Source organism: Eikenella glucosivorans, assembly GCF_016025525.2.
Classification (GTDB): domain Bacteria; phylum Pseudomonadota; class Gammaproteobacteria; order Burkholderiales; family Neisseriaceae; genus Eikenella; species Eikenella glucosivorans.
This window is the reverse complement of record NZ_JACSGR010000001.1, coordinates 140,268-163,707: the sequence shown is the minus strand read 5'-3', so window position 1 is coordinate 163,707 and position 23,440 is coordinate 140,268. Positions and strand designations below refer to the sequence as shown.

Annotated in this window: 20 protein-coding genes and 3 tRNA genes; 16 read left to right on the top strand and 7 right to left on the bottom strand. The window is 62.6% G+C overall.

Annotated features, from left to right (window positions below; translation table 11 throughout):
• Positions 1 to 52: 52 nt before the first annotated feature.
• The 5 genes from H9Q10_RS00735 (at position 53) to recC (ending at position 6,927) form a co-directional block, all read left to right on the top strand.
• Positions 53 to 556: an adenylyltransferase/cytidyltransferase family protein gene (locus H9Q10_RS00735; RefSeq protein WP_197902350.1), complete on the top strand. Its 504-nt coding sequence runs from the start codon at positions 53 to 55 to the stop codon at positions 554 to 556.
• Entirely contained in the window at positions 553 to 2,286 is a 1,734-nt protein-coding gene (locus H9Q10_RS00730; protein WP_238480103.1) for a biotin--[acetyl-CoA-carboxylase] ligase, read from the top strand. The genes H9Q10_RS00735 and H9Q10_RS00730 overlap by 4 nt, the downstream gene beginning before the upstream one ends.
• The gene (locus tag H9Q10_RS00725) at positions 2,283 to 3,074 is read left to right on the top strand and encodes a cell division protein (protein ID WP_197902128.1); all 792 of its coding nucleotides are present in this window, start codon (positions 2,283 to 2,285) and stop codon (positions 3,072 to 3,074) included. Before H9Q10_RS00730 ends, H9Q10_RS00725 begins: the two co-directional genes overlap by 4 nt.
• Before the next feature lie 171 nt (positions 3,075 to 3,245).
• Positions 3,246 to 3,578 carry a hypothetical protein gene (locus H9Q10_RS00720; RefSeq protein WP_197902127.1) on the top strand — a complete coding sequence of 111 codons (333 nt, stop codon included), beginning with the start codon at positions 3,246 to 3,248 and terminating at the stop codon, positions 3,576 to 3,578.
• Positions 3,579 to 3,678: 100 nt separating this feature from the next.
• The gene (gene recC / locus H9Q10_RS00715; protein WP_197902348.1) at positions 3,679 to 6,927 is read left to right on the top strand and encodes an exodeoxyribonuclease V subunit gamma; all 3,249 of its coding nucleotides are present in this window, start codon (positions 3,679 to 3,681) and stop codon (positions 6,925 to 6,927) included.
• 112 nt (positions 6,928 to 7,039) lie between these two features.
• Here recC and H9Q10_RS00710 read toward each other — a convergent pair whose 3' ends face one another.
• Positions 7,040 to 7,810, bottom strand: a complete 771-nt coding sequence (locus H9Q10_RS00710) for a YggS family pyridoxal phosphate-dependent enzyme (RefSeq protein ID WP_197902347.1) — start codon at positions 7,808 to 7,810, stop codon at positions 7,040 to 7,042.
• Positions 7,811 to 8,137: 327 nt separating this feature from the next.
• Between H9Q10_RS00710 and H9Q10_RS00705 the strand changes: the two genes are divergently transcribed.
• The 5 genes from H9Q10_RS00705 (at position 8,138) to dusA (ending at position 10,247) form a co-directional block, all read left to right on the top strand.
• Positions 8,138 to 8,213: transfer RNA gene (locus H9Q10_RS00705), tRNA-Asn, on the top strand.
• A 2-nt stretch (positions 8,214 to 8,215) separates the two neighbouring features.
• Positions 8,216 to 8,291, top strand: a tRNA-Lys gene (locus tag H9Q10_RS00700).
• 89 nt (positions 8,292 to 8,380) lie between these two features.
• Positions 8,381 to 8,456: transfer RNA gene (locus tag H9Q10_RS00695), tRNA-Lys, on the top strand.
• A gap of 81 nt (positions 8,457 to 8,537) precedes the next feature.
• Positions 8,538 to 9,146 carry an HD domain-containing protein gene (locus H9Q10_RS00690; protein ID WP_197902126.1) on the top strand — a complete coding sequence of 203 codons (609 nt, stop codon included), beginning with the start codon at positions 8,538 to 8,540 and terminating at the stop codon, positions 9,144 to 9,146.
• 90 nt (positions 9,147 to 9,236) lie between these two features.
• Positions 9,237 to 10,247 (top strand): tRNA dihydrouridine(20/20a) synthase DusA, encoded by a 1,011-nt coding sequence (gene dusA / locus H9Q10_RS00685; RefSeq protein WP_274381483.1) that lies wholly within the window; start codon positions 9,237 to 9,239, stop codon positions 10,245 to 10,247.
• Between the two features lie 256 nt (positions 10,248 to 10,503).
• Here dusA and trkA read toward each other — a convergent pair whose 3' ends face one another.
• Together trkA and fnr are read right to left on the bottom strand one after the other, a co-directional pair.
• Complete coding sequence (gene trkA / locus H9Q10_RS00680; protein ID WP_197902125.1) at positions 10,504 to 11,913, bottom strand: Trk system potassium transporter TrkA; 1,410 nt, start codon at positions 11,911 to 11,913, stop codon at positions 10,504 to 10,506.
• A 201-nt stretch (positions 11,914 to 12,114) separates the two neighbouring features.
• The gene (gene fnr / locus H9Q10_RS00675) at positions 12,115 to 12,837 is read right to left on the bottom strand and encodes a fumarate/nitrate reduction transcriptional regulator Fnr (RefSeq protein ID WP_197902124.1); all 723 of its coding nucleotides are present in this window, start codon (positions 12,835 to 12,837) and stop codon (positions 12,115 to 12,117) included.
• Between the two features lie 200 nt (positions 12,838 to 13,037).
• On the opposite strand from fnr, the gene hemN reads away from it, so the two are divergent.
• The 5 genes from hemN (at position 13,038) to H9Q10_RS00650 (ending at position 17,512) form a co-directional block, all read left to right on the top strand.
• Entirely contained in the window at positions 13,038 to 14,423 is a 1,386-nt protein-coding gene (gene hemN, locus H9Q10_RS00670) for an oxygen-independent coproporphyrinogen III oxidase (protein WP_197902123.1), read from the top strand.
• A 229-nt stretch (positions 14,424 to 14,652) separates the two neighbouring features.
• On the top strand, positions 14,653 to 15,426 hold the full coding sequence (gene rnc, locus H9Q10_RS00665; protein ID WP_197902122.1) for a ribonuclease III: 774 nt from the start codon (positions 14,653 to 14,655) through the stop codon (positions 15,424 to 15,426).
• A gap of 107 nt (positions 15,427 to 15,533) precedes the next feature.
• A complete protein-coding gene (locus H9Q10_RS00660; protein ID WP_197902121.1) occupies positions 15,534 to 15,965 on the top strand; it encodes a hypothetical protein in 432 nt (143 codons plus the stop codon).
• Positions 15,966 to 16,108: 143 nt separating this feature from the next.
• The gene (era, locus tag H9Q10_RS00655) at positions 16,109 to 17,014 is read left to right on the top strand and encodes a GTPase Era (RefSeq protein ID WP_197902120.1); all 906 of its coding nucleotides are present in this window, start codon (positions 16,109 to 16,111) and stop codon (positions 17,012 to 17,014) included.
• A 144-nt stretch (positions 17,015 to 17,158) separates the two neighbouring features.
• The gene (locus H9Q10_RS00650) at positions 17,159 to 17,512 is read left to right on the top strand and encodes a DUF4298 domain-containing protein (RefSeq protein WP_197902119.1); all 354 of its coding nucleotides are present in this window, start codon (positions 17,159 to 17,161) and stop codon (positions 17,510 to 17,512) included.
• Between the two features lie 143 nt (positions 17,513 to 17,655).
• On the opposite strand, the gene H9Q10_RS00645 is transcribed toward H9Q10_RS00650, so the two are convergent.
• Together H9Q10_RS00645 and H9Q10_RS00640 are read right to left on the bottom strand one after the other, a co-directional pair.
• Positions 17,656 to 19,005, bottom strand: coding sequence for a M16 family metallopeptidase (locus H9Q10_RS00645; RefSeq protein WP_197902118.1), 1,350 nt, complete (start codon positions 19,003 to 19,005; stop codon positions 17,656 to 17,658).
• Between the two features lie 145 nt (positions 19,006 to 19,150).
• Positions 19,151 to 20,461: a M16 family metallopeptidase gene (locus H9Q10_RS00640; RefSeq protein WP_197902117.1), complete on the bottom strand. Its 1,311-nt coding sequence runs from the start codon at positions 20,459 to 20,461 to the stop codon at positions 19,151 to 19,153.
• Positions 20,462 to 21,019: 558 nt separating this feature from the next.
• Between H9Q10_RS00640 and ampD the strand changes: the two genes are divergently transcribed.
• Positions 21,020 to 21,604 carry a 1,6-anhydro-N-acetylmuramyl-L-alanine amidase AmpD gene (ampD, locus tag H9Q10_RS00635; protein WP_197902116.1) on the top strand — a complete coding sequence of 195 codons (585 nt, stop codon included), beginning with the start codon at positions 21,020 to 21,022 and terminating at the stop codon, positions 21,602 to 21,604.
• Positions 21,605 to 21,699: 95 nt separating this feature from the next.
• Here ampD and H9Q10_RS00630 read toward each other — a convergent pair whose 3' ends face one another.
• Both H9Q10_RS00630 and waaA read right to left on the bottom strand, forming a co-directional pair.
• Positions 21,700 to 22,050, bottom strand: a complete 351-nt coding sequence (locus H9Q10_RS00630) for a RidA family protein (protein ID WP_197902115.1) — start codon at positions 22,048 to 22,050, stop codon at positions 21,700 to 21,702.
• Between the two features lie 55 nt (positions 22,051 to 22,105).
• Positions 22,106 to 23,386, bottom strand: coding sequence for a lipid IV(A) 3-deoxy-D-manno-octulosonic acid transferase (gene waaA, locus H9Q10_RS00625; RefSeq protein ID WP_197902345.1), 1,281 nt, complete (start codon positions 23,384 to 23,386; stop codon positions 22,106 to 22,108).
• Between the last annotated feature and the right edge of the window lie 54 nt (positions 23,387 to 23,440).

The window sequence follows — 23,440 nt, the reverse complement described above, 5'->3', positions numbered from 1 at the left end:
CGGCACGCAGAAATGGTATCATCCGCGCTTTAGTTATCCCGAAGAGACCGTTATGACCGCCTGGCCCGCCCCCGATTTCGAACGCAAAATCTGCCCGCCCGAAGCCTTGGCCGAGAGGCTCGCCGCCCTGCCGCGCCCGCTGGTGTTCACCAACGGCTGCTTCGACATCCTGCACCGCGGCCACGTTACCTACCTCGCCCAGGCCCGCGCCCTCGGCGCCGCGCTGGTGCTCGCGCTCAACACCGACGCCTCCGTGCGCCGCCAGGGTAAAGGCAGCGACCGCCCCATCAACCCGCTGGCCAACCGCGCCGCCGTGGCCGCCTCGCTCGCAAGCGTGGATTTGGTTACCTGGTTCGACAGCGACACCCCCGCCGAACTGATTGAGCAAGTTCAGCCCAATATTCTGGTGAAGGGCGGCGACTGGCTACCTGAAAACATCGTCGGCGCCGCCGAAACCCTCGCGCGCGGCGGCCAGGTGTATTCCATCCCCTTCCTGCACCCAACCTCCACCACAAAAACCCTGGCCAAAATCCGCGCCTCGGAGCCCGCCGCATGATGCAGGACATCCACTGGCAGCTCCTCGCCGCCCTCGCCGACGGCCGGTCGCACCACGTTACCGAGCTGGCGCGCCGCATCGGCCTCAAGCCGCCGCAGCTCAACGCCCTCTGGCAGCAGGTGCCGCCGCACATCCGCGGCCTTCTGCGCCAGCAAGACGGCCGCTGGCGGCTGGTGCGCCCCCTGGCGATATTGGACGAGGCCGTGTTGCAGCGGCAGGCGCAGGATGCCGGCTGGCAGGCCGAGCTCCTGCACGAACACCCCTCCAGCAACAGCTACCTCATCGCCCAAGCCAAAGAACAAGGCATCAACATCCACCGCCGCATCGTCTTCATCCACCATCAAACCCAAGGCCGCGGCCGCCAGGGGCGCAGCTGGCAGAGCCGCATCGGCGAATGCCTGATGTTCAGCGCCGGCTGGTGCTTCGCCCGGCCTCCGGCAGAATTGGGCGGGCTCACGCTCGCCGCCGCGCTGGTGTGCTGCCGCGCCCTGCGCGGTTTGGGCGTGCCGGCGCAGATCAAGTGGCCGAACGACTTGGTGATCGGCGGCGAGAAGCTCGGCGGCATCCTCACCGAAACCGTGCGCCGCAACGGCCAAACCGCCATCGTGGTGGGCATCGGCATCAATTTCGTGCAGCCCAAGGCGGTGGAAGCCGCCGAAGCCGTGCAGGGCAGCGCGCCGCACGCCAGTGTCGCCCGCCTCACCGAGCGCCTGCTGCCCGATTTGGCCGCCGCCTTCGAGCAGTTCGACCGCGAAGGCCTCGCCCCGTTTTTAGACGGCTACCACGCCTGCCACCGCGACCAAAACCAGCCGGTGCAGTTATTGCGCGACGGGCAAACCCTGCTGCAAGGCACCGCGCTGGGCGTGGACAAGGGCGGCGCGCTGCACATCCTCGATGCCGACGGCGTGGAGCACAGCATCGTGAGCGGCGAAATCAGCCTGCGCCCGCTGCACAGCCGCACCGCGCCCGCGGCAAAACCGGCCGGCAGCAAAATGCTGCTGCTGGATGCCGGCAACAGCAAGCTCAAATGGGCCTGGGTGGAAAACGGCCGCATGGTGGAAGTAGACAAAGCCGCTTATTGGAACCTGGAGCCGCTGGGGCACAGCTGGCGGCAGCACGGCGGCGCAAACGTGCGCATCATCGGCTCGGCGGTGTGCGGCGCGGCCAAGCAGCAGGCGGTGGCCGAACAGCTCGGCCGCGAGCCCGAATGGCTCGGCTCCATGCCGCAAGCCTTGGGCATCCGCAACCACTACCGCCGCGTGAACGAACACGGCGCCGACCGCTGGTTCAACATCCTCGGCAGCCGCCTCTTCACGCCGCACGCCTGCGTGGTGGTGAGCTGTGGCACGGCAGTGACCATCGACGCGCTCACCGCCGACAACCATTACCTCGGCGGCAACATCATGCCCGGCTTCAACCTGATGAAAGAAGCCATGGCGCAGCACACCGCCAACCTCAACCGCCCCGCCGGCCGCCCCTACCCCTTCGGCACCACCACCGCCAACGCCATCGCCGGCGGCATGATCGATGCCGTGTGCGGCGCAGTGATGCTCATGCACGAGCGGCTGCGGCAGAAACAGCCCGACGCGCCCACCGCCGTGATCCTCACCGGCGGCGGCGCGGCCAAAATCAAACAAGGGCTACCTGAAAAATTTGCTTTGGACAACCCCATTCAAATTGTGGATAATCTCGTGCTTCACGGATTACTCAACTGGGCTGTACAAACATGAAGTGGCTGTTTGCCATTCTGGTGGCGTTAAACATCATCGTTTTCGGCGGCATGCTGGTGACGCGCATGGCGCAGCCGCAGCCTGCGCCCGTGGTACAGCCGCAACAGCAGCCCACCACCGTGGTGGTGCACGCCGCGCCCGCCCAAAACACCGCGCCGCAGCAGGCGCAGCAGGGCGTGCCCGTGTTGCCGGCAGATGCCGCCCGCCCGCGCCAGAGCGCCGCACCCGCCCGCGGCAACGCCCCCGCCCAAGGCAAACCCGCCGAGGGCCAGCCCAAGCCCACGCCCGAAAGCGGCATCCGCGCGCCCAGCACCGCCTGCACCGCCACCGCGCTCTTGCCCGAAGACGACTATCACCGCATCAAAGGCCTGCTCGCCCGCTGGCCGCACGCCGCCACCCGCGTGGTCGAGCGCCGCCGCGACGGCGGCCGCGCCCAGCGCGGCGGCGAACGCTACCAAGTGAGCGTGGCCATCGAAGGCGACGTGCAGGAATTCACCGCCAAGCTGCGTTCGCAAGGCTTCCGCAGCGCCAGCGTATCCGGCGGCCGCATGAGCCTCGGCTCCTTTGCCAACGAACGCCAGGCCGAGCAAACCGCCGTGAAGGCACGCCAGGCCGGCCTCAATCCGCAAATCGCCCGCACCGGCGCCGGCGGCGGCGAGCAATCCGCCGAGTTGGGCGAATCCAAAATGCAGGTTACCTTCATGAATGTGGACGACAACGCCGCCGCCGGCATCAGCAGCGTGATCGGCCGCTATTCCAGCCTGCGCCGCGCGCCCTGCCGTCGCTAAATACGCCCTGAATACACGGAAGGCTACCTGAAAACCGATTTTCAGGTAGCCTTTATCCTTTTTGCCCTATTGCTCGAACAGGCTGCCTGCCAACACCAGCTTCAACGCAGTTCAAACGAGCTTTCCTGTAGAAACCCCGTTTCTGCAAAGCCAAAACCGAAACCAAGCTCCATGAACCCCACCCGACGCTACCGCCAAATCCAAATCCAAGTGGCCCAATGGCTGAGCGGCCAGGCCGGCCGCCCCGGCTGCCGCATCGACACCAAACAAAACGGCAGCGCTCGTGAAGGCTGGTTTTACATCGCCCATATCGATACCCCCAGCCACGTTTGCATCATCAACGTAAACACCCCCACTTTCGCCCCCTACCGCCACATCTGCATCGAAGCCCTCAGCCTAGCCAACGGGCAAACCCGCCATTGCTGGCATGATGGTGGCCGCAACCCAGATAACCATGAAATCCTCGCCCAGCTGCAACAGCTCGCCGAACTGATTTTCAGGTAGCCTTTATCCTTCCGGCTCAGTTTCCCAAACAGGCTACCTGAAACCCGCCGCCCGTTTCGCTATAATGCCGCCATCCTCCCTTTTCTCCAGCGGCCGCCCCATGCTCCACCTCTACCAATCCAACCGCCTCGAATTCCTCGCCGAAACCGCCGTGGCCCTGATGCAGGCCAGCCCGCCTGCCTCCGCCTTCGCGCCCGAAGAAATCATCGTGCAGAGCCAGGGCATGCGCCGCTACCTCAATCACTATCTGGCCGAACGCAGCGGCATCGCCGCCAACCTCAATTTCAGCCTGCCCGCCGCCCTCAGCTGGCAGCTCACCCGCCGCTTCCTGCCCGCCGCGCCGCGGCTGAACCCCTTCGCCCCCGAAGTGTTGCGCTGGCGCCTGCTGCCCCTGCTTGACCCGGCCGGCGGGCATGCCGCCACGCTACCACCCGTGTTGCAGGGCTACCTGAGCAGCAGCCCCACCGCCGCCTACCACCTCGCCGGCCGCCTGGCCGACGTGTTCGACCAATATCTGGTGTACCGCCCGCAATGGCTCGCCCAATGGGAGCGCGGCCGGCTCAACGATTTGGGCAGCGACGAAGACTGGCAGGCCGAACTGTGGCGCATCCTCGCCGCGCAAAGCCCCGCTGCCCACCGCGCCACCCAGCACCGGCAGCTGCTCGCCGCCCTGCGCCGCGACGGTCTGCCGCAACGCTACCTCGTGTTCGGCATCTCCACCCTCGCCCCGCTGTATCTCGAGCTGCTCGAAGCCCTGGCCGAGCACACCGAAGTCCACCTCTTCGCCGTCAATCCCAGCCAGCAATACTGGGGCGACCTGCCCAGCCCCAAACACTTGGCCAAGCGCCCCCACCCCGACGCCGCCGAAGCCGGCCACCCCCTGCTCGCCTCGCTGGGCAAACAAGGCCGCGATTTTTTCGACCACCTCGCCGCCAGCAGCCGCCCCATCGAGCCAATCGAACTCTATCCCGCCCCACCCGAATCCCCCAGCCTGCTGCAACGCCTGCAAACCGACATCCAGCTCTTGAGGCTACCTGAAAAAAATCCCGCAGCAGGCAGCGCCCAGATGGACGGCAGCATCGTTATCCAAGCCGCCCACAGCCCCCTGCGCGAGCTGCAAATCCTCAAAGACCACCTCTTGCGCCGCCTGGCCGAACAGCCCGACCTGCAGCCGCACCACATCGCCGTGCTCACCCCCGCCATCGAAGACTACCTGCCCTTCATCCACGCCGTATTCGGCGAAGCCGCCCCCGGCAGCCGCGCCCTGCCCTACAACATCGCCGACGTGCGCCTCAGCCGCAGCCAGCCCCTCATGCTGCTGGCCGAGCAGCTCATCGCCCTGATGCAGAGCCGCTTCGAAACCGAACGCCTGCTGCCCCTGCTCGACCACGAAGCCGTGCGCCGCCAATGGCAAATCAGTGCCGACGAGGCCGACTTCCTGCGCCATAGTGCCGCCGAGCTCAACATCCGCTGGGGCGCCGACGCCGCCATGCGCGCCCAATACGGCGGCAGCGGCCAAGCCTTCACCTGGCGGCAGGGCGAAGAGCGCAGCGTACTCGGCTGGCTGCTGCCCGCCGATCGCAACGAACTGTGGCAGGGAATACACCCTTGGAGCGCCGACCTCGCCTACCAACCCGCCCAAGCCGCCTGGTTCAGGCTGCTGGGCAAACTGCGCGCGCACCAGCGCCTGTGGCAAAGCCCCGCCGATATTCCCGGCTGGGCCGAACGTTTCCGTGCCCTGCTCGACGACACCGCCGGCGATTCCCCCGCCGAAGCCGACCAGGCCGCCCGCCAGCAAATCATGCAGGCGCTGGCCGGCTGGCAAGACGAAGCCGCGCTGGCCGGCTACCGCGCCGAGCTCCCGCCCGACACCGCCTGCGAACACCTGCGCCGCTTCCTCGCCCAAAGCAGCGAAGCCGGCTTTTTGCGCGGCGGCATCACCTTCTGCAGCATGGTGCCCATGCGCAGCCTGCCGTTTCCCACCCTCTGCCTGCTCGGGCTCAACGACGGCAAGTTCCCCCGCCAAACCAAAGCCCCCGCCTTCGACCTCATCGCCCGCCACCCCCAGCCCGGCGACCGCTCCCGCCGCGACGACGACCGCTACCTCTTCCTCGAATCCCTCATCAGCGCCCGCCGCGAGCTCTACCTCTCCTACATCGGCCGCGACCACCTCAAAGACGAAGCCCAGGCTCCCTCCCCCCTGTTGAGCGAACTGGTGGATACCCTCGCCCAAATGCTCGGCCAAAGCAGTGCCGATTTTGCCGCCGCCCACATCCGCCAACACCCCTTGCAAGCCTTCTCCGCCCGTTATTTTTCAGGTAGCCCCCATTCAGAGCATTCCGATTTTTCAGGTAGCCTTTCCAGCACCCGGCAAGACTACGCCCAAGCCCTCAACCACCCGCCCGCCGATCCGCAGCCCTTCATCGGCAACACCCCGCCCGCTGCCGAAGCCGGCGCCATCATCCCGCTCGGCAGCTTCCTGAATTTCTGGAAAAACCCTGTGCGCTACTGGCTGCACCACGCCCTGCAATGGCAGCGCCCCTATGCCGAAGCCCCCGCCGATTCCGCCGAGCCCTACGCCATCGCCGACACCGAAGCCGTCAAACAACGCTATCTCGACGCCCGCCGGCACAACGAAGACTTCGCCCACACCGAAGCCCTCATGCAGGCCGACAGCCTGCTGCCCGCCGGCCGGCTCGGCCAACTGCTGCAAGCGCCCGAGCGCAGCGCCGCCAAACAGCTCGACTCCGCCCTGCTTAGCAGCCCCCGCCTGCTCGACTTCCCCTTCCAATTCGCCCACCGCGGCATGGTGCTCGCCGGCAGCCTCAACCATCTGTACCAACACGGCCAAATCTTCTACCGCGCCAAAGCGCTCAACGCCCCCGACACCATCGAGCTGTGGCTGCAACACCTCGTCTATTGCGCCGTCGCCCCGCAGCCGCAAAGCACCCACCTGCTCCTGCCCGGCAGCCCGAACACCCTCCCCCCCCTGCCGGCTGCCGAAGCCGCCGAGCTGCTCGGCCGTTGGCTCGACTACCACACCCTCGGCCAGCAGCAGCCCCTGCCCTTCTTCCCCCGCACCTCGCTCGCCGCCGCCGAAGCCTGCACCGCCGCAGACCTCGCCGCCGGCAGGCTACCTGAAAAAGCCCTCGATGCCGCCCGCGGCAAATACCGCGACAACCGCGACCACCCCGGCCAAAACCAAGACAGCGAAGTCGCCCAAGTCTTCGGCCGCAACGATGACGAGCCCATCCACAGCCCCCTGTTCGCCAACATCGTGCTCGAACTGCTCGCCCCGCTATCCCTGCACCTGAACCCCAAAACCGGCAAAGGCAAAAAGGCTACCTGAAAACCTTTCCGCACAGCCGGAAATTTTCAGGTAGCCTGTATCTGGCGAATAAATGCGGCCCCGTTAGCAAGCGGCCAAACGCCAAACAGTTGCACAAGGGCTTCAGCCGTGCTCAGTCCGGCCTTTTCCTCTCCGGCCAGTAATGGCTGTCCGGCAACGCCCGCGCGCCGAAGATCGCCTGCCCCACCCGCACAATCGTCGCCCCCTCCTCAATCGCGATTTCAAAATCGCCCGACATGCCCATCGACAATTCATCCATGCTCATCCCCGCCGGCAGGTTGCGGCGCAGCTCGTCGCGCAAGGTGCGCAGCAGCACGAAACAGTCGCGCACCTTGCCGCGCTCGCTGGAAAGCAGCGCCAAAGTCATCAAGCCCTTGATTTTCAGATGCTTGAACGGCGTCAGTTGCTGCACAAATGGCACCACCTCCTGCGGCGCCAAGCCATACTTGCTCTCCTCGCCCGAGGTGTTCACCTGCACCAGCACATCCAACTCCCGCCCCTCCTGCATCAGGCGGCTGTTGAGCTGCTCGGCCACCCGCAGGCTGTCCAAAGCCTGAAACTCGGCGGCAAAACGGGCAACATATTTGATTTTGTTGGTCTGCAAATGGCCGATCACCGACCATGCTATCGGCAAATCCGCCATTGCCTCCGCCTTGCCCCACGCCTCCTGCACCTTATTTTCGCCGAAATGGCGGTAGCCCAGCCCGTAAGCCATGCGCAGCCGCCGCTCGTCCACCGTTTTGGTAACCGGCAACAGCCGTACCGATTCCTCCGGCCTGCCCGCGCGGCGGCAGGCGGCACGGATTCTGTTTTCAATCTCGGCAAAATTGGCGGCCAGCTCCTCAACGGTTTCGGCCTTGGCATGGTGTGGTTTGGCAAGCATAACTTTCCTCCGCATATAGTGGATGAACAAAAACCAATACGGCGTTGCCTCGCCTTGCCGTACTACCTGTACTGTCTGCGGCTTCGTCGCCTTGTCCTGATTTTTGTTCATCCACTACGAAATAGGTGGGCACCCGGCATCATCTGCCGGCAGCCCGAATCAAACAGTCTGAATGTTGCGGAGCAAATTATAAGCCCAAAGCCAAATACATTCTTAAAAAACCATCTTTATTTCAATAAATTAAATTTTTTCCTGATTTTTTTGCTGCTCCCTGCAAAATTTTTATTGACAACTCCCGCGCCCATCCCTAGAATGCGCATCTTCCTTTCCCCGATAGCTCAGTCGGTAGAGCGACGGACTGTTAATCCGCAGGTCGCTGGTTCGAGCCCAGCTCGGGGAGCCAAAGGGTCATTAGCTCAGTTGGTAGAGCAGCGGACTTTTAATCCGTTGGTCGGACGTTCAAATCGTCCATGACCCACCAAATAGATTTAGAGAATGTTGGAACACCTTGTTGAACAAGGTGTTCTGCATACTTGGCAGATAAACTGCCATTTTAGCAGCAGCAACCGTGGGTCATTAGCTCAGTTGGTAGAGCAGCGGACTTTTAATCCGTTGGTCGGACGTTCAAATCGTCCATGACCCACCATTTCGAATTGAGAGAAAGCCATTAAAGTTGGATTTCTCTCTTTTTCTTCATCTCTTTTTCTTTTTGAGGATTTATGTATAAATGAGAACCCCCACCATTACTCGGGAAACCGCAGTTGAATTGTTGAAACAATACAATAAAGAACCTTTCCATATCTACCACGCCTATGCCGTAGAAGCCATGATGCGCTGGTATGCCGAAGAATTTGGCTTTGGCGACGAAGTGGATTACTGGGGCATGGTCGGCCTGCTGCACGACATCGACTTTGAAATGTTTCCCGAAGAGCATTGCGTTAAATGCGCTGAAATTTTGCGCGATGCCGGTGTGGGCGAAGACATGATCTTCTCCATCTGCTGCCACGGCTATGAAGAATACGTGGACTTGGTGCCCGAGCACACCATGGAAAAAGTCCTGTTTGCCGCCGACGAACTAACCGGCCTCATCGGCGCAGCCACCCTGATGCGCCCGTCCAAATCCAGCAAGGATATGGACGTGAAGAGCGTGAAAAAGAAATTCAAAGACAAAAGCTTTGCCGCCGGCTGCTCTCGCGAAGCCATGACCAAAGGCGCGGAATTGCTGGGCTGGGAAATGAACGAGCTGTTCCAAAAAACGCTGTCTGCCGTGCAGGCAACCGAAGATCCGGTTAAAGCGCTGATGGACGAATACCACGCCAGCCAAGCCGCCCAATAGCAGCATTGCTTGCCCAAACAAGCCTAAACGAAAGTTTAGGCTTGTTTCGTATGTTAAAATCAAACAACAAACATAGACCTGCCAACTATCTTGAACACCACCGACCCATCCCTCCCCGCCCGCCGCCTTTCCGTTGCCCCCATGCTGGATTGGACGGACAGGCATTATCGCTTCCTCGCCCGCCAAATCAGCCGCCATGCCTGGCTCTACACGGAAATGATCCACGCCGGCGCCATCATCCACGGCGATGCCGAACGATTCCTCGGCAAAGACGAGGGCGAAAACCCGGTGGCGCTACAACTGGGCGGCAGCCACCCCGCCGATTTGGCCCGAGCCGCCAAAAAAGCCGCGCAATACGGCTACGACGAAATCAACCTCAACTGTGGCTGTCCTAGCCCCCGCGTGCAGAAAGGCTCCTTCGGCGCCTGCCTGATGAACGAAGTCGGCTTGGTGGCCGACTGCCTCAACGCCATGCAGGAAGCCGCGCCCGACTGCGCGGTAACCATCAAACACCGCATCGGCATCGACCGGCAAACCGACTACCAAACCGTATGCGATTTTGTGGGCACGCTCGCCGGGCAAACCGCCTGCCGCACCTACATCGTCCATGCCCGCAACGCCTGGCTGGAAGGCCTTTCTCCCAAAGAAAACCGCGACGTGCCGCCGCTCAAATACGACTACGTTTACCGCCTCAAGCAAGACTTTCCCGAGCTGGAAATCATCATCAACGGCGGCATCAAAACCAACGCCGAAATCGCCGAACACCTGCGGCACGTAGACGGCGTGATGATCGGGCGCGAGGCCTACCACAACCCCATGCTCATGCAGCCCTGGGACAGGCTGTTTTACGACGAAAGCCTGCCTGAAACCGATTTCGACCGCCTGATTCCCGCGCTCTACCGCTACATGCAGCGCATGCTCGCCGCCGACCCCGGGCTCTCCATCCGCCACATGCTGCGCCACTACCTCGGCCTACTGCACGGCCGCCCCAACGCCCGCCTGTGGCGCCAGATGCTCTCCGACGCCAAATTGCTCCAAAGCAACCGCCCCGAGCTGATTCTGGAAACCTGGGCCAAGGTGTCTGCTTCCCAAGAAGCCTGAAGCACGGCAAATCCCGCCCCAAAGCAAACAGCAGCCCGGCGGGCTGCTGTTTTTGCTGCCTTTCAGGCTACCTGAAAACCGATCGATTATTTTTCAGGTAGCCTCCAATACCGGTATCCATGCAGGGGGAACGCATCCGGGCTTGAAAGGCTACCTGAAAGCGTCAGCTTCAACGAAGTGGACCGATGTCTTGGCACAGCCAAGGCTGAGTTTCTGCGAAGCTAAAATTTCAGGTAGCCTCCCAACGCTTCCGTTCTCAACCGAAAAAGCCCATCCGCACCTGAATCAGCTTTTCCAACTCGCTCACCACGCGGCGGCGCGCCACAAAGAGGATGATGTGGTCGCCGTCGGCCAGCTCCACGTCTTGATGCCCCATGAACACTTCCTCGCCGCGCACCACCGCCGCCACGTGGCAGCCGTTCGGCCAGCGAACCGAGCGCACGCGCCGCCCCACCAGCTTGGAGGTGTCGCGGTCGCCGTGCGCCACGATTTCGATGGCTTCCGAGCTGCCACCGCGCAGCGGGTGCACCGCCTCCACGTCGCCGCGCCGGATGTGCGCCAGAATCGAGCCGATGGTGACCAAATGCGGCGACACGACTATGTCGATGGTGTTGCCCTGCAGCAGGTCCACATAGCTGGAGCGGTTCACGATGGCGATCACGCGCTTGGCGCCGAGGCTCTTGGCCAGCATGCCGGCCATGATGTTGTTTTCGTCGTCGTTGGTGAGCGCGCAAAACACGTCGATTTCGTCGATGTATTCGCCTTCAAGCAGGCTCTCGTCCACCGCCGAGCCGTGCAGCACCAGCGCGCTGTTGAGGTTTTCCGACAGCCATTCGGCACGTTTTTCGTTGTTTTCGATGATCTTCACATCGAAATGCTGCTCGAGCTGGCGGCTGAGGCGGAAGCCGATCTGGCCGCCGCCGGCAATCATCACGCGCCGCATGGGCTGCTGCTGCGGCCGCAGTTCGCGCAGCACCTCAGCCACCTGCGAGGTGGCGGCGGCCACAAACACTTCGTCGCCCTGCTGGATCACGGTTTGCGGCGTGGGCATGATCAGCTTGTTGTTGCGGTATACGGCGCAGATTTGGCAGTCGATGCCGGCGGAGAGGTGCTCGTGGATGGCGTGGATGGGCTTGCCCAAAAGCCGCCCGCCGCTTTGCGCGCGCACCACCAGCATGCGCACTTTGTCTTCGGCAAAGGTGAGCACCTGCAGGGCGCTGGGGTGGCAGAGCAGGTCGCCCAGCCGTTCGGTAACGAGCTGTTCGGGGCAGATGGATTCGCTCACGTCGAACAAATCGAGCGTGCCGCGGCTCACGGGCTCCTCTTCGCCTTCGCGGCCGGTGTATTCGAGATAATCGGACAGGCGCACGCGGGCGATGCGGTTGGGGATGTTGAACAGGCTGGCGGCAAGCTTGCAGGCGGCGAGGTTGGTTTCGTCGTGGCGGGTGAGGGCGAGCAGCAGGTCGGTGTCGTAGGCGCCGCCTTCGGCCATCACGGCGGGGGAGGAACCGTTGCCGAGCAGGGTCTGCACGTCGAGTTTGCCGCTGATGTTGCGCAGGGCGTCGGGATCGTTGTCGATAACGGTCACGTCGTGGTTGGGGATTTCAACCAGATTCTGCGCCACGGCGGTGCCGACCTGGCCGCTGCCTAATATCAGGATTTTCATGGTGGGTATGTTGGAAAGGGGGAGAAGGGCGTTGCGCCGCCTAATTTGGGGCATTATACAGGGCGGCAGGCGGCCAAAATAGTGAGGCTACCTTTTTCAGGTAGCCTCTTCTATGCGGCCTGCTTTGCAGAAACTTGGCTTGGGCTGTGCCAAGACATCATTTGGCAAAATTCGCTTCGCCCATTTTCAGGTAGCCTTCACTTAAGCCGTTGCCGTTTGCAGGCCGGATGCCAGCTGTTTGAGCCGCTCGGGCTTAAGCAGGCGGATGTGTTTGTATTCCACTTCGATGATGCCTTCCTGGCTGAACTTCGACAGGGTCCGGCTCACCGTTTCCAGCTTCAGCCCCAGATAGCTGCCGATTTCCTCGCGCGACATGCGCAGGATGAAGTCGTTGGCCGCCAGGCCGCGTTTTTTCAGGCGCTGCGAAAGGTTGAGCAGGAAGGCCGCCAGCCGCTCTTCGGCGCGCATATTGCCCAACAGCAGCATCACGTTTTGGTCGCGCACAATTTCTTCGCTGAACAGGCGGTAGAAATGCAGCTGCAGTTCCGGCACGGCCTGGCACAATTCCTGCATATTGCGATAGGGCAGCTCGCACACTTCAGTGTCTTCCAGCGCCACCGCGTCGCAATGGTGCGTTTGATTGCACATGCCGTCCATGCCCACCAGCTCGCCCGACATGAAAAAACCGGTTACCTGGTCGCGCCCGTCTTGGCTGGCGATCACTGTTTTCAGGAAACCGGTGCGGATCACATACAGCGAAGCGAACTCATCGCCGGTGTGGAATAGAAATTCGCCTTTTTTCAGGCGGCGGCTGCGCTTGACCACGGCATCAATCCGACCCACCTCCGCCGCCATCGAGGGCGCGGGCTGGCACAATTCCTTAAAGGCACATCGGGAACAGGTGGCGCTATGCAATACTTTCATGTGTGTGCTGGCTTTCAACTAAAGGCGGCTGCGCTATCTTTACCGTCAGCATCCGGCGAAATTTCAGCCGGTTGCGGCAATTATCGTTTATACTCGCCGCTGCTGCGCAATCGGCAACGGGCAGGCCGCCGAACGGTTGGCATTGTACCCGATTTCCCCGATAAAGCATACACTGCCAAATTACCAAAAATAACATACCGATGAACACCCAACACGCCCAAGAAATCCTCTTCGACCGCAAGCTTATTGCCTCCCTGCCCGCCAACGGCCCGCGCTACACCTCCTACCCCACCGCCGACCGCTTTCATGCCGGCTTCACCGCCGACGACTACATTCAGGCCGTGCAACAGCGCGCCGCCAGCCCGCTCTCGCTGTATATCCACATCCCCTTCTGCAACACCATCTGCTACTACTGCGGCTGCAACAAAATCATCACCAAAGACACCGGCCGCGCCGACCAATACCTAGGCTACCTGAAAAAAGAATTCGCCCTGCAAGCCGAACTTTTGAGTGGCAAACCCGAATTAGCGCAGCTCCATTTCGGCGGCGGCACCCCCACCTTCCTCTCCGACGCCCAGCTCGACTTCGTGTTCGACACCATCCGCCGCCACTTCACCCTGATGCCACAAGGCGAATACTCCATCGAAATCGACCCGCGCAAAGTGAGCCGCGAAAGCGTGTTGTTCCTCGGCTCGCTCGGCTTCAACCGCATGAGCGTGGGCATCCAGGATTTCGATCCGCAAGTGCAGCAAGCGGTAAACCGCATCCAGAGCGAAGAAGAAACCCGCATCGTGATCGACGCCGCCCGCGAAGCCGGCTTCCAATCCGTGAGCGTCGATTTGATTTACGGCCTGCCGCACCAAACCCCCGCCACCATGCAGCAAACGCTGGACAAAGTGCTCGCCCTCGGCCCCGACCGCCTCGCGGTTTACCACTACGCCCACCTGCCGCACATCTTCAAACCCCAGCGCCGCATCGACACCAACGCCGTGCCAAGCAGCAACACCAAGCTCGACATGCTCCAGCAAATCGTGCAACGGCTCGATAGCGAAGGCTACGTATTCATCGGCATGGACCACTTCGCCAAACCGCAAGACGAGCTCGCCCTTGCCCTGCGCCAAGGCCGCCTGCAACGCAACTTCCAAGGCTACTCCACCCACGCCGACTGCGACCTCATTGCCGTCGGCCTCTCCTCCATCGGCAAAATCGGCCGCATCTACAGCCAAAACCAGCGCCACCTCGACGACTACTACGCCGACCTCGACGCCGGCCGCCTGCCCATCTTCCGCGGCTACAGCCTCAACGACGACGACCTCTTGCGCCGCCGCATCATCCAAGACCTCATGTGCCGCTTCGGCCTCGATTTCGCCCGCTACGAAGCCGAATGCCGCCAGCCCTTCGCCCAATACTTCGCCGCCGAGCTCGCCGACCTGGCGCAGCTCGCCGCCAAAGGCCTGGTCGAGCTAAACGGCAGCGGCCTGCGCGTTACCCCCAAAGGCCGCTTCCTCATCCGCAACATCGCCATGGTGTTCGACTTCCACCTGCGCCACCGCAACACCGCCGCCAAATATTCGCAAACCGTGTGAACCAGATTTCAAGCAGCCTCCCGCACAGGCTACCTGAAAACGAACGAAGTGAGTTTCGCTAAAACCATGTCTTGCAAAGCAAGGCCGAGTTTCTGCAAAACCAACAAACACACTGCCTATTTTCAGGTAGCCTTCCGCACCCCGGTTGAGGCTACCTGAAAAACGCATCCCGCTTTTCAGGCAACCCCGTCCTGCGCCGCCCCGCCAAACACTATATAATCCCGCCATCATGACCAAACCCGCCCGCCCCCGCAAAAGCAGTCCCAAACCCGACCCGCGCCGCCAGCAGGCACTCACCGCCCTGCAACGGCAGCTCGGCTACCGCTTCCAAAACCCCCGCCTGCTCGAACAAGCCCTCACCCACCGCAGCCACAGCGCGCAAAACAACGAACGCTTCGAATTCATCGGCGACGCCATTTTGGATTACAGCGTGGCCAAAATGCTGTTCGACGCCTTCCCCGGCTACAGCGAAGGCGAGCTCTCCCGCCTGCGCGCCAACCTCGTCAACCAAGACGTGCTCGCCGAAATCGCCCGCGGCATGGGCGTGGGCGACGCCCTCTATCTGGGCATAGGCGAACTCAAAAGCGGCGGCTTCGACCGCCCCTCCATCCTCGCCGACGCCGTGGAAGCCCTGCTCGCCGCCATCAGCTTCGATGCCGACTTCGCCGCCGCCGAACACACCGTGCACCGCCTGTTTGCCCGGCGCATCGCCCATATCGACCTGAGCAACCAGGGCAAAGACCCGAAAACCCTGCTGCAGGAAGCCCTGCAAGCCCGCCACCTGCCCCTGCCCAAATACCGCATCGAACACCAAGAAGGCGAAGGCAGCGACGCCCGCTTCGACATCGCCTGCGACCTGGGCGAGCTCGGCCACCTCACCTACGCCCAAGCCCCCAGCCGCCGCGCCGCCGAGCAGGCCGCCGCCAAAGAAGCCCTCGATTGGCTGCAACGGCAGCACCCGCTGCCCGCCAAGCCGAAAAAAGCGCGCAAACCGCAGGCCTGAGCCGCGCCGTTTGCGCCAATGCAAATAAACCTCATCGGCGGGATTTACCGATACAAAACGGCATGTTATATATATAGCGCCCGTTTCAACCAAAAAAGGATCTCATCATGACTTTCATATTCAGCGTCTTATTCGGCGTCTGCATCGGCATCTTCTTCCTGTGGTTCTCCTCCAAAAACGCCGTTAAGGATTATCCCGCCCTACGCATCCACGTGCCGGAAGGCGCCGAGCAGTCGCCAGAATGGCAGGAATGGGTGCAGCAGAACGGCTATAAGCTGAACGGCCAAGGTGTGTGGGTGAAAGGCACCGGCATGCTCACCAGCGCCACCGAAATCCGCTTCGAAGGCAACGAAATGCTGGTGCAGGAATGCATCAACTTCCTGCTCGGCGTAAACCGCTTCGCCCTCAACGCCCCGATTTTGGCCGGCAAACCCGTGCGCATGGTGAAAATCAAAGCGCTCAACAAACTGATGGCGCAATGGAAGCTGCCCGAAATCGTGTTCGGCAACCCCGAAGACAAAGTCAGCATCAAAAAATAACGCCCGCCATTTTTCAGGTAGCCTCTATAGCAAAGCAGGCTACCTGAAAAAATATAGCGGATTCATTTTGAACCAAAACCGCGCTGCCCCGCCTTGCCCTGATTCAAACCGAATCCGCCATACCCATCCAGCAGGAAACACAAATGAATTCAAACAATCCCAACCCCAATTCCGATTTCCGCTGCGGCTTCGTGGCCATCGTTGGGCGGCCGAACGTGGGCAAATCCACGCTGATGAACCACCTCATCGGCCAGAAAATCAGCATCACCAGCAAAAAAGCCCAAACCACGCGCCACAAAATCACCGGCGTTTACACCGACGAGCGCGCCCAATTCATCTTTGTGGACACCCCCGGCTTCCAAACCAGCCACCGCAACGCGCTCAACGACCGCCTCAACCAAAACGTAACCGAAGCCATCGGCGGCGTGGATGCCGTAGCCTTCGTGGTGGAAGCCATGCGTTTTAGCGAGGCCGACCGCCAGGTGCTGCGCCTGCTGCCGAAAAGCCGGCCGGTGGTGCTGGTGGTGAACAAAATCGACCGCGCCAAAAGCAAGGCCGAGCTGGACGGATTCATCGAAACCGTGCGCCGAGAATTTGATTTTGCCGGCGTGGAAGCCGTGAGCGCCAAACACGGCCTGCGCATCGGCGAACTGCTCGCCCAGCTGCGCCCCTTCCTGCCGCCCGGCCCGCCGCTCTACCCCGAAGACGCGGTCACCGACCGCTCCGGCCGCTTTCTCGCCGCCGAAATCGTGCGCGAAAAGCTGTTCCGCAATCTCGGCGAAGAGCTGCCCTATGCCGTGAACGTGTCGGTGGAGCAGTTTGAAGAGGAAGACGGGCTCTACCGCATCTACATCGCCGTGCTGGTGGACAAAGACGGCCAGAAAGCCATCATCATCGGCAAAGGCGGCGAAAAGCTGAAAAAAATCTCCACCGAAGCGCGGCTGGATATGGAAAAGCTGTTCGGCACCAAAGTGTTCCTCAAAGTGTGGGTGAAAGTGAAATCCGGCTGGGCAGACGACGTGCGCTTCCTGCGCGAATTCGGCATGTAGCCCAGCCTTTGGCCGCAATATTTCCCGCTTCGCAAAACCCAATCTTAACCACGCCGAAACGCCGCTTTGGCGAAACCCGCCTGCTCTTTTCAACTTCGTTGAAACTACGTTTTCAGATAGCCCTTTCACCATCCGGAGAACATCATGCCCCAAACCGCCCAACAACGCATCAACCACATCCAAGCCCGCTACCGCGAATGGCAGCGCCTGGTGCCCGAGCTGGAAGCCGCCCAGGCGCAATGGCGGCAGGCCATGCAGGTTCTGCACGAGCTGGCCGATTTCTACGAAAACGAATACGCCGAAATCCATCAGGCCATGGAAGAAGGCTTGGAAGTGTCGCTGCGCACCGAGGGCGAATACAGCATCATGAGCGAAGACGCCCTGTGGAACGCCTTGCAGCAGCATTATGATTTGTCGTGGTTTTGGCTGCGCACCGCCGCCCGCGAGCTCGACCCGCAGCGCAACGAGGAAGGCGACGAAACCGGATCGGCAGGATAAAGGCTGCCGGTTGCTTCTGAAACCAATAAAAGGCTACCTGAAAAAGTTTCGCTTCAACGAGGTTTCTGCGAAGCGAAACTTTTTCAGGTAGCCTTTTTGGCCGGCAACGGGCCTGCCGTTGCCATTACCGAGCAGGCCGCGGCCTAACGCCTTCTGCCGTGGGTGCGGCGCGGCGCGGCAGCGGGTTTGCCGGCGGAGGGCATGCCCACCACCACGCTGTGCAGGCCGTGCACGCGGCGCTGCCAGGCGGCTTTCACGTCTTGCGCGCTCAGGCGCGAGATGGCGGCGGGGTATTGGCTCAAATAATCGCTGGGCAGGTCGTAGAGGCCGATGATTTTCAGGTAGCCGGCCAGCTCGGCGTTGGTGTCGAAGCGCAGCGGAAAGCTGCCCACCAGGTTGGCTTTGGCCTGCGCCATTTCGGCTTCGGTGGGGCCGTGGGCGGCGAAGTCGCGCAACACCTGCTGTGTGGCGGCCAGGGCGGCGCGGGCGTTGTTTTTCTCGGTGGCGAAGGAGAGGGTGAAAGGGCCGTTGGCACGCAGCGGATTGAGGCGGGATGAGGCGCCGTAGGTATAGCCGTGCTGGTCGCGCAGCACTTTCATCAGCCGGCTGTCGAAGCCGCCGCCGCCGAGGATGTAGTTGCCCACGGTGAGGGCGTAGAAATCGGGGTCGTTGCGGCTGATCAGCGGCATGCCGAGCACGATGTGCGCCTGGCTGCCGGAATGGGGCAGGGTGCGGGTGGGCGCGGCGGCGGGGTTGCCGGCGGCGGGCAGCGGGGCGGGGCGTTCGCCCGGCGGCAGGCCGCCGGTGAGCCTGCCCACGATTTCTTCGGCCTGGCTGCGGCTCACGTCGCCCACAATCGCCACCACGGCGTTGCGGCGGGTGAAGTATTGGCGGTGGAAGCGATGCAGGTCGGCGGGAGTGATGCGGCGGATGCTCTGCTCGCTGGTGCGGGCGGGGTAGCCGTAGGGGTGGCTCGGATAGGTTTGCCGCGTGTTGGCGATGGAGGCGACGAAGGCGGGCTGGGTGCGGTTTTGCTTGAGGTTTTCCACGGCGCGGTCTTGCTCGCGTTTGAGCACGGCGGGGTCGAAACGCGGCTCGGCCAGCACGTCGCGCATCAGGTCGAGCGCGGGGTTGAGGATGTCGCCCTTGGCAAGGCTGCGCAGGCGCACGCCGGAGCTGTCGGTGCCGCCGTAGCTGGAAAGGCTCACGGCGAGGTCGGCCACGCGGCCCAGCAGGGCTTCTTCGTTGAGGTTTTGGGTGCCGGTATCCATCAGGCCGGCGGCAAAATCGGCCACGCCGATTTTATTGGCGCTGTCGCGGCTGTTGCCGGCGTCGAAGGCCACGTCGATATCGACAATCGGGTTTTCATGCCGCTCCACCAGCAGCACTTTGGTGCCGTCGGCGGTTTGCCAGCGCTGGATGGGGATATCCTCGGCCAGTGCCGCGGCGGGCAGCAGGCAGGCCAGCAGCAGGATGCGGAAAAAGGGTTTCATGGGTTACTCCTAAAAGGGGAAACAGGTTTTCAGGTAGCCTCTGCCTGAGGCGGGAAGGCTACCTGAAAATATTCGGTGGGCAGGCGTGCATCTGAAATGGCGGCAGGGTTTTGGCTTCCACACTTTTTCAGGTAGCCTTTGCCGCCTACTTGGCCTCGGGATACAGCACCACGGTGGCGTGCTTCTGCGCCAAGAGCCAGCGCGCGGCCTCGCGCACTTCTTCGGCGCTCACTTCCAAGCGGCGGCGGCGGATTTCCTCTTCGTCTTCATAAGAGAAGCCGGCCGACTCCAGCGAGCCGAGGGTGGAAGCCTGGGTTTCCATCGAATCTTTGGCAAACTCGCGCGCGGCCAAAATGCGGTTGCGCACGCGCGCCAATTCGTCTTCGCCCACGCCCTGCTCGGCCACCTTGCGCACTTCGCCCAAAAACGCCGCCGTGAGCTGCTCCGGCTTCACATTGGGCGCGGGCGTGCCACTAAACAGCAGCACATCCGGCGCACGGGTGAGCATGTCGTAGCTTAAAGAAGCTTCCGTGGCGATTTTGCTGCCGCGCACCAGATTGCGCTCGATGCGGGCGGAGAGGCCGCCATCCAGCACGTTGGCCAGCATATTCAGCGCGTAGGGCAGCTTGTCGTCCACCTGGCGCAGGGCGGGCACTTTGATGGCCAGCCCCATCACCGGCGAGCTCACCGGCGCGGTGGCGCGGGCGGAGCTGTGGGCAGCGGCCGGTGGCTCGTTTAAATCATTGCGCGCGGGCAGCGGATGGTCGGGCAGGTTGCCGAACAGCTTGTCCACATGATCCAACACTTCGCCCGCCTTCACGTCGCCCACAATCACCAGCGTGGCATTGTGCGGCGCATACCAGGCGCGGTACCAAGCGCGCAAATCTTCCGGCTTGAGCACATCCAGATCCGGCGCAAAACCGATCACCGGCGCGCGGTTTTCCGGCTTAGAGAAGGCGGCGAGGTTGATCTGCTCCCACATTTTGCCGCCGGGGTCGTTATCCGTAGTGAGGCGGCGCTCTTCGCGGATCACCTTCATTTCGTTTTCGAAATCGGCATCGCTGAAATTGAGGTTCACCATGCGGTCGGCCTCCAATTCCAGCACCTGCGGCAGGTTGGCGGCGGCAAATTCTTGGTGGTACACGGTTTCGTTGCGCGAGGTGAAGGCGTTGTCGTTGCCGCCCAGCGCGGAAATGCGGCGGCTGAATTCGCCGGCCGGCACGGTGGGCGTGCCTTTAAACATCATGTGCTCCAGCGCATGGCTCAGGCCGGTTTTGCCCGTGTGCTCGTCTGCGCTGCCCACCTTAAACCAAAGCTGCGTAACCACCACCGGCGCACGGTGGTCTTCGCGCACAATCACCTTCATACCGTTGGCCAGCACGCGCGACTGCGTTTGCGCCGCTGCCGGCAACACACAGGCCGCCAGCGCGGCGGCCACAAGCAAGGAACGGAACATAAATTTTCCTAAAAACGGGGAAAACCGAATGATACCGAAAATTGCGCCCAGCCGCATGGCGGCGTGCTTCGGGCAGGAAAGAGGCTACCTGAAAGCATAGCTTCAACGCAGTTAAAAATGGCACCTTCTCCTAAGACCAAACACAGAACATTTGGTGCAAACAGTTGCGGCTGCATCCTCTCTGCTGGCGCAGCCGAACAAAGCACGGTTTTTCGGGAAACAAGGGCACGCCCTGTCCGAAGCGGCGCAGCCGCAAGTTCGGGCCCGCCCGAAAACCGTGCGGAGTGAGGGAAGTTTGGCGAAGCCAAACCTGTGCCCGCAGTCGCCTTTCTTTGCCTCCTTATCTTTGGCGAAGCAAAAAAAGGAAGTGCCCGCGCCGGCATAAGGCGCAAGGGCGAACAGGGTAGGAATGGCAAAAGGCTACCTGAAATTTGTCATTACGCCACTTCCCGCAAGAGTTTTGCTGCCGACTTTTTAATTGCGTTAAAACCACGCTTTCAGGTAGCCCTTCTCCCTTTGGCGCTATAATCCCACATCCCAACTCGATTCCCCCACACCATGCACCCAAACTGGCAGCAAGGCTGGTGGCAAGGCGCCGAGCATTGCCCCTCGCCCAATTTCTCCCCCCGCCCCGCCGGCGAATCCGTTTCGCTGGTGGTGCTGCACAACATCTCCCTGCCGCCCTTCGAATACGGCAGCGGCGCCATCCGCGACCTGTTCGCCAACCGCATCAACCCGCAGGCGCACCCCTTCTTCCCGCAACTGGTGGATTTGCGCGTGTCCAGCCATTTCCTGATCGAGCGCGGCGGGCGCGTGGTGCAGTTTGTGTCCGGCCACGACGCCGCGCACCACGCCGGCGTGTCGAGCTACCGAGGCCGCAGCGGCTGCAACGCCTTCTCCCTCGGCATCGAGCTGGAAGGCTGCGACTTCGAGCCCTTCGCCGAAGCCCAATACCAAGCCCTCATCCCCCTGCTGCACAGCATGACGGCAAACTACCCCATCGCCGCCATCACCGGCCACCAGCACATCGCCCCCGGCCGCAAAAGCGACCCCGGCCACTTCTTCGACTGGCCGCGCCTCGCCGCCGCCGGCCTGCCGCTGGCGGAAGAAGTGTTGAGCCAGCAGGCAAACGGTGCGGCCTAAGCCCGCCGCACCCGCCCATCACACACAAAAAGCTACCTGAAACCGTATTTTGGGTTTTCAGGTAGCCTTTTGATTTATGCGCCGTGGCAATGCGCCTACTTCACCACCGCCGTCAGCTTGATTTCCACCTTCCAGCCCGCATCGGCCAGCACAGCCTGCACGCAGGCGCGAGCGGGGGCTTTGCCGGACGCCACCCAGGCATCCCAGGCGCGGTTCATGCCCGCGTAGTCGGCCATATCGGGCAGGTAGATCACGGCCTCGCAGATGTGCGCCTTATCCGAGCCGCAGTCGGCCAGGATGCGGTCGATTTGCGCCAGCACGTCGGCAGTTTGCGCCTCGATGCCGGCTTCCGGGTTGCCCGGCACTTGGCCGGAGAGGAAAACAAAGCCGTTGGCCACCACGGCTTCGGAATAGCGCGCGGCGGGGAGGTGATGGCGGATGGTCATGGCAAATCCTTTCTTTGGGGGAACAAGAGAAACGGGGGAAGGCTACCTGAAAATTTCAGGTAGCCTCTTCGGCAGTCTCTGCCAAAGCCGCGCACACGGCTTCGGCAATCCGCTCGCTGGCGCCTTGGTGGGCTTGGATAAAGCCGGCGGCTTGGGCGGAGAAGCACTCGCGTTTGGCGGGGTGCGCCAGCCAGTGTTGCACGGCGGCATACCATTCGGCGGGCGTGGCCACCTGCAGCGCGGCGCCGGCGGCCAATGCGCCCGCGCAGGCGGCGGCGAAATTGTAGGTGGAATAGCCGAACAGGACGGGCTTGCCGCAGGCAATCGGCTCGATGATGTTTTGGCAGCCGGTGTCCACCAGGCTGCCGCCCACGAAGGCCATATCGGCGGCCAGGTAGTAGGCAAAGAGTTCGCCCATGCTGTCGCCCAGCCACACCTGCGTGCCGGGGCGCACCGGCTGCCCGTCGCTGCGCCGCTGCGTGCGCAGGCCGAGCGCGGCGGCGGCTTCGGCCACGGCGTCGAAGCGCTCGGGATGGCGCGGCACGATCACCAAAAGCGCCTCGCCCTGATACTGCCGCCATTCTTGCAGCAGCAGCAGGGCTTCGTCTTGCTGGTTGTGGAAGCGGGTGCTGGCGCACACCACCACAGGGCGGCTGCCGATGCGCTGCTTAAATTCGGCGGCCAGGTGGCGCATGGCTTCGGGCGGGACGATGTCGTATTTGGTGTTGCCGCACACCAGCACGTTTGCCGCGCCGATGCCGCGCAGGCGTTCGGCGTCGGCTTCGGTTTGGGCGAGCACGCGGCGGAAGCTGCGCAGGGCGGGGGCAAACAGGGAGGGCCAGCGGCGGTAGCCCTGTGCGGATTGCTCGGAGAGGCGGGCGTTGGCGAGGAACACGGGCAGGCGGGCGCGGCGGCATTCGGCCAGCAGGTTCGGCCAGATTTCGGTTTCCATGATGATGCCGAAGCGCGGCTGATGCTGGGCGAGGAAGGCGGCTGTCCAAGCGGGGTGGTCGTAGGGCAGGTAGCGGCATTGGGCTTCGGGAAACAGGCTTTCGGCGGCGGCGCGGCCGGTGGGCGTCATTTGCGTGAGCAGCAGCGGGGCGTCGGGAAAGCGGCGGCGCAAGGCCTGCACCAGCGGCACGGCGGCGCGGGTTTCGCCCACGGATACGGCGTGCACCCAAATGGCGTGTTGCACGGGTTTATCCACCGGCTCGCCGAAGCGCTCGCCCTGGTGCAGCAGGTAGGCGGGGGAGCGGCGGCTGCGTTTGGCGAGCAGGTGGCGGGCGAGCGGGCGGCCGAGGAGGCGGGTGAGCAGGCGGTAGAAAGCGGGGAGCATGGGGGAATGATTTTTCAGGTAGCCTTTGGATGGCGGAGAGGCTACCTGAAAAAT

What these genes read in the sequence shown, in the direction of transcription:
- H9Q10_RS00660 (WP_197902121.1), top strand. Translation starts at nt 15,534, where the DNA reads ATGACTTTCATATTCAGCGTCTTATTCGGCGTCTGCATCGGCATCTTC.
- H9Q10_RS00630 (WP_197902115.1), bottom strand. Translation starts at nt 22,050, where the DNA reads ATGACCATCCGCCATCACCTCCCCGCCGCGCGCTATTCCGAAGCCGTG.
- H9Q10_RS00710 (WP_197902347.1), bottom strand. Translation starts at nt 7,810, where the DNA reads ATGCTTGCCAAACCACACCATGCCAAGGCCGAAACCGTTGAGGAGCTG.
- H9Q10_RS00645 (WP_197902118.1), bottom strand. Translation starts at nt 19,005, where the DNA reads ATGAAACCCTTTTTCCGCATCCTGCTGCTGGCCTGCCTGCTGCCCGCC.
- waaA (WP_197902345.1), bottom strand. Translation starts at nt 23,386, where the DNA reads ATGCTCCCCGCTTTCTACCGCCTGCTCACCCGCCTCCTCGGCCGCCCG.
- recC (WP_197902348.1), top strand. Translation starts at nt 3,679, where the DNA reads ATGCTCCACCTCTACCAATCCAACCGCCTCGAATTCCTCGCCGAAACC.
- H9Q10_RS00730 (WP_238480103.1), top strand. Translation starts at nt 553, where the DNA reads ATGATGCAGGACATCCACTGGCAGCTCCTCGCCGCCCTCGCCGACGGC.
- H9Q10_RS00735 (WP_197902350.1), top strand. Translation starts at nt 53, where the DNA reads ATGACCGCCTGGCCCGCCCCCGATTTCGAACGCAAAATCTGCCCGCCC.
- H9Q10_RS00640 (WP_197902117.1), bottom strand. Translation starts at nt 20,461, where the DNA reads ATGTTCCGTTCCTTGCTTGTGGCCGCCGCGCTGGCGGCCTGTGTGTTG.
- trkA (WP_197902125.1), bottom strand. Translation starts at nt 11,913, where the DNA reads ATGAAAATCCTGATATTAGGCAGCGGCCAGGTCGGCACCGCCGTGGCG.
- hemN (WP_197902123.1), top strand. Translation starts at nt 13,038, where the DNA reads ATGAACACCCAACACGCCCAAGAAATCCTCTTCGACCGCAAGCTTATT.
- era (WP_197902120.1), top strand. Translation starts at nt 16,109, where the DNA reads ATGAATTCAAACAATCCCAACCCCAATTCCGATTTCCGCTGCGGCTTC.
- rnc (WP_197902122.1), top strand. Translation starts at nt 14,653, where the DNA reads ATGACCAAACCCGCCCGCCCCCGCAAAAGCAGTCCCAAACCCGACCCG.
- H9Q10_RS00720 (WP_197902127.1), top strand. Translation starts at nt 3,246, where the DNA reads ATGAACCCCACCCGACGCTACCGCCAAATCCAAATCCAAGTGGCCCAA.
- H9Q10_RS00725 (WP_197902128.1), top strand. Translation starts at nt 2,283, where the DNA reads ATGAAGTGGCTGTTTGCCATTCTGGTGGCGTTAAACATCATCGTTTTC.
- H9Q10_RS00690 (WP_197902126.1), top strand. Translation starts at nt 8,538, where the DNA reads ATGAGAACCCCCACCATTACTCGGGAAACCGCAGTTGAATTGTTGAAA.
- H9Q10_RS00650 (WP_197902119.1), top strand. Translation starts at nt 17,159, where the DNA reads ATGCCCCAAACCGCCCAACAACGCATCAACCACATCCAAGCCCGCTAC.
- ampD (WP_197902116.1), top strand. Translation starts at nt 21,020, where the DNA reads ATGCACCCAAACTGGCAGCAAGGCTGGTGGCAAGGCGCCGAGCATTGC.
- fnr (WP_197902124.1), bottom strand. Translation starts at nt 12,837, where the DNA reads ATGAAAGTATTGCATAGCGCCACCTGTTCCCGATGTGCCTTTAAGGAA.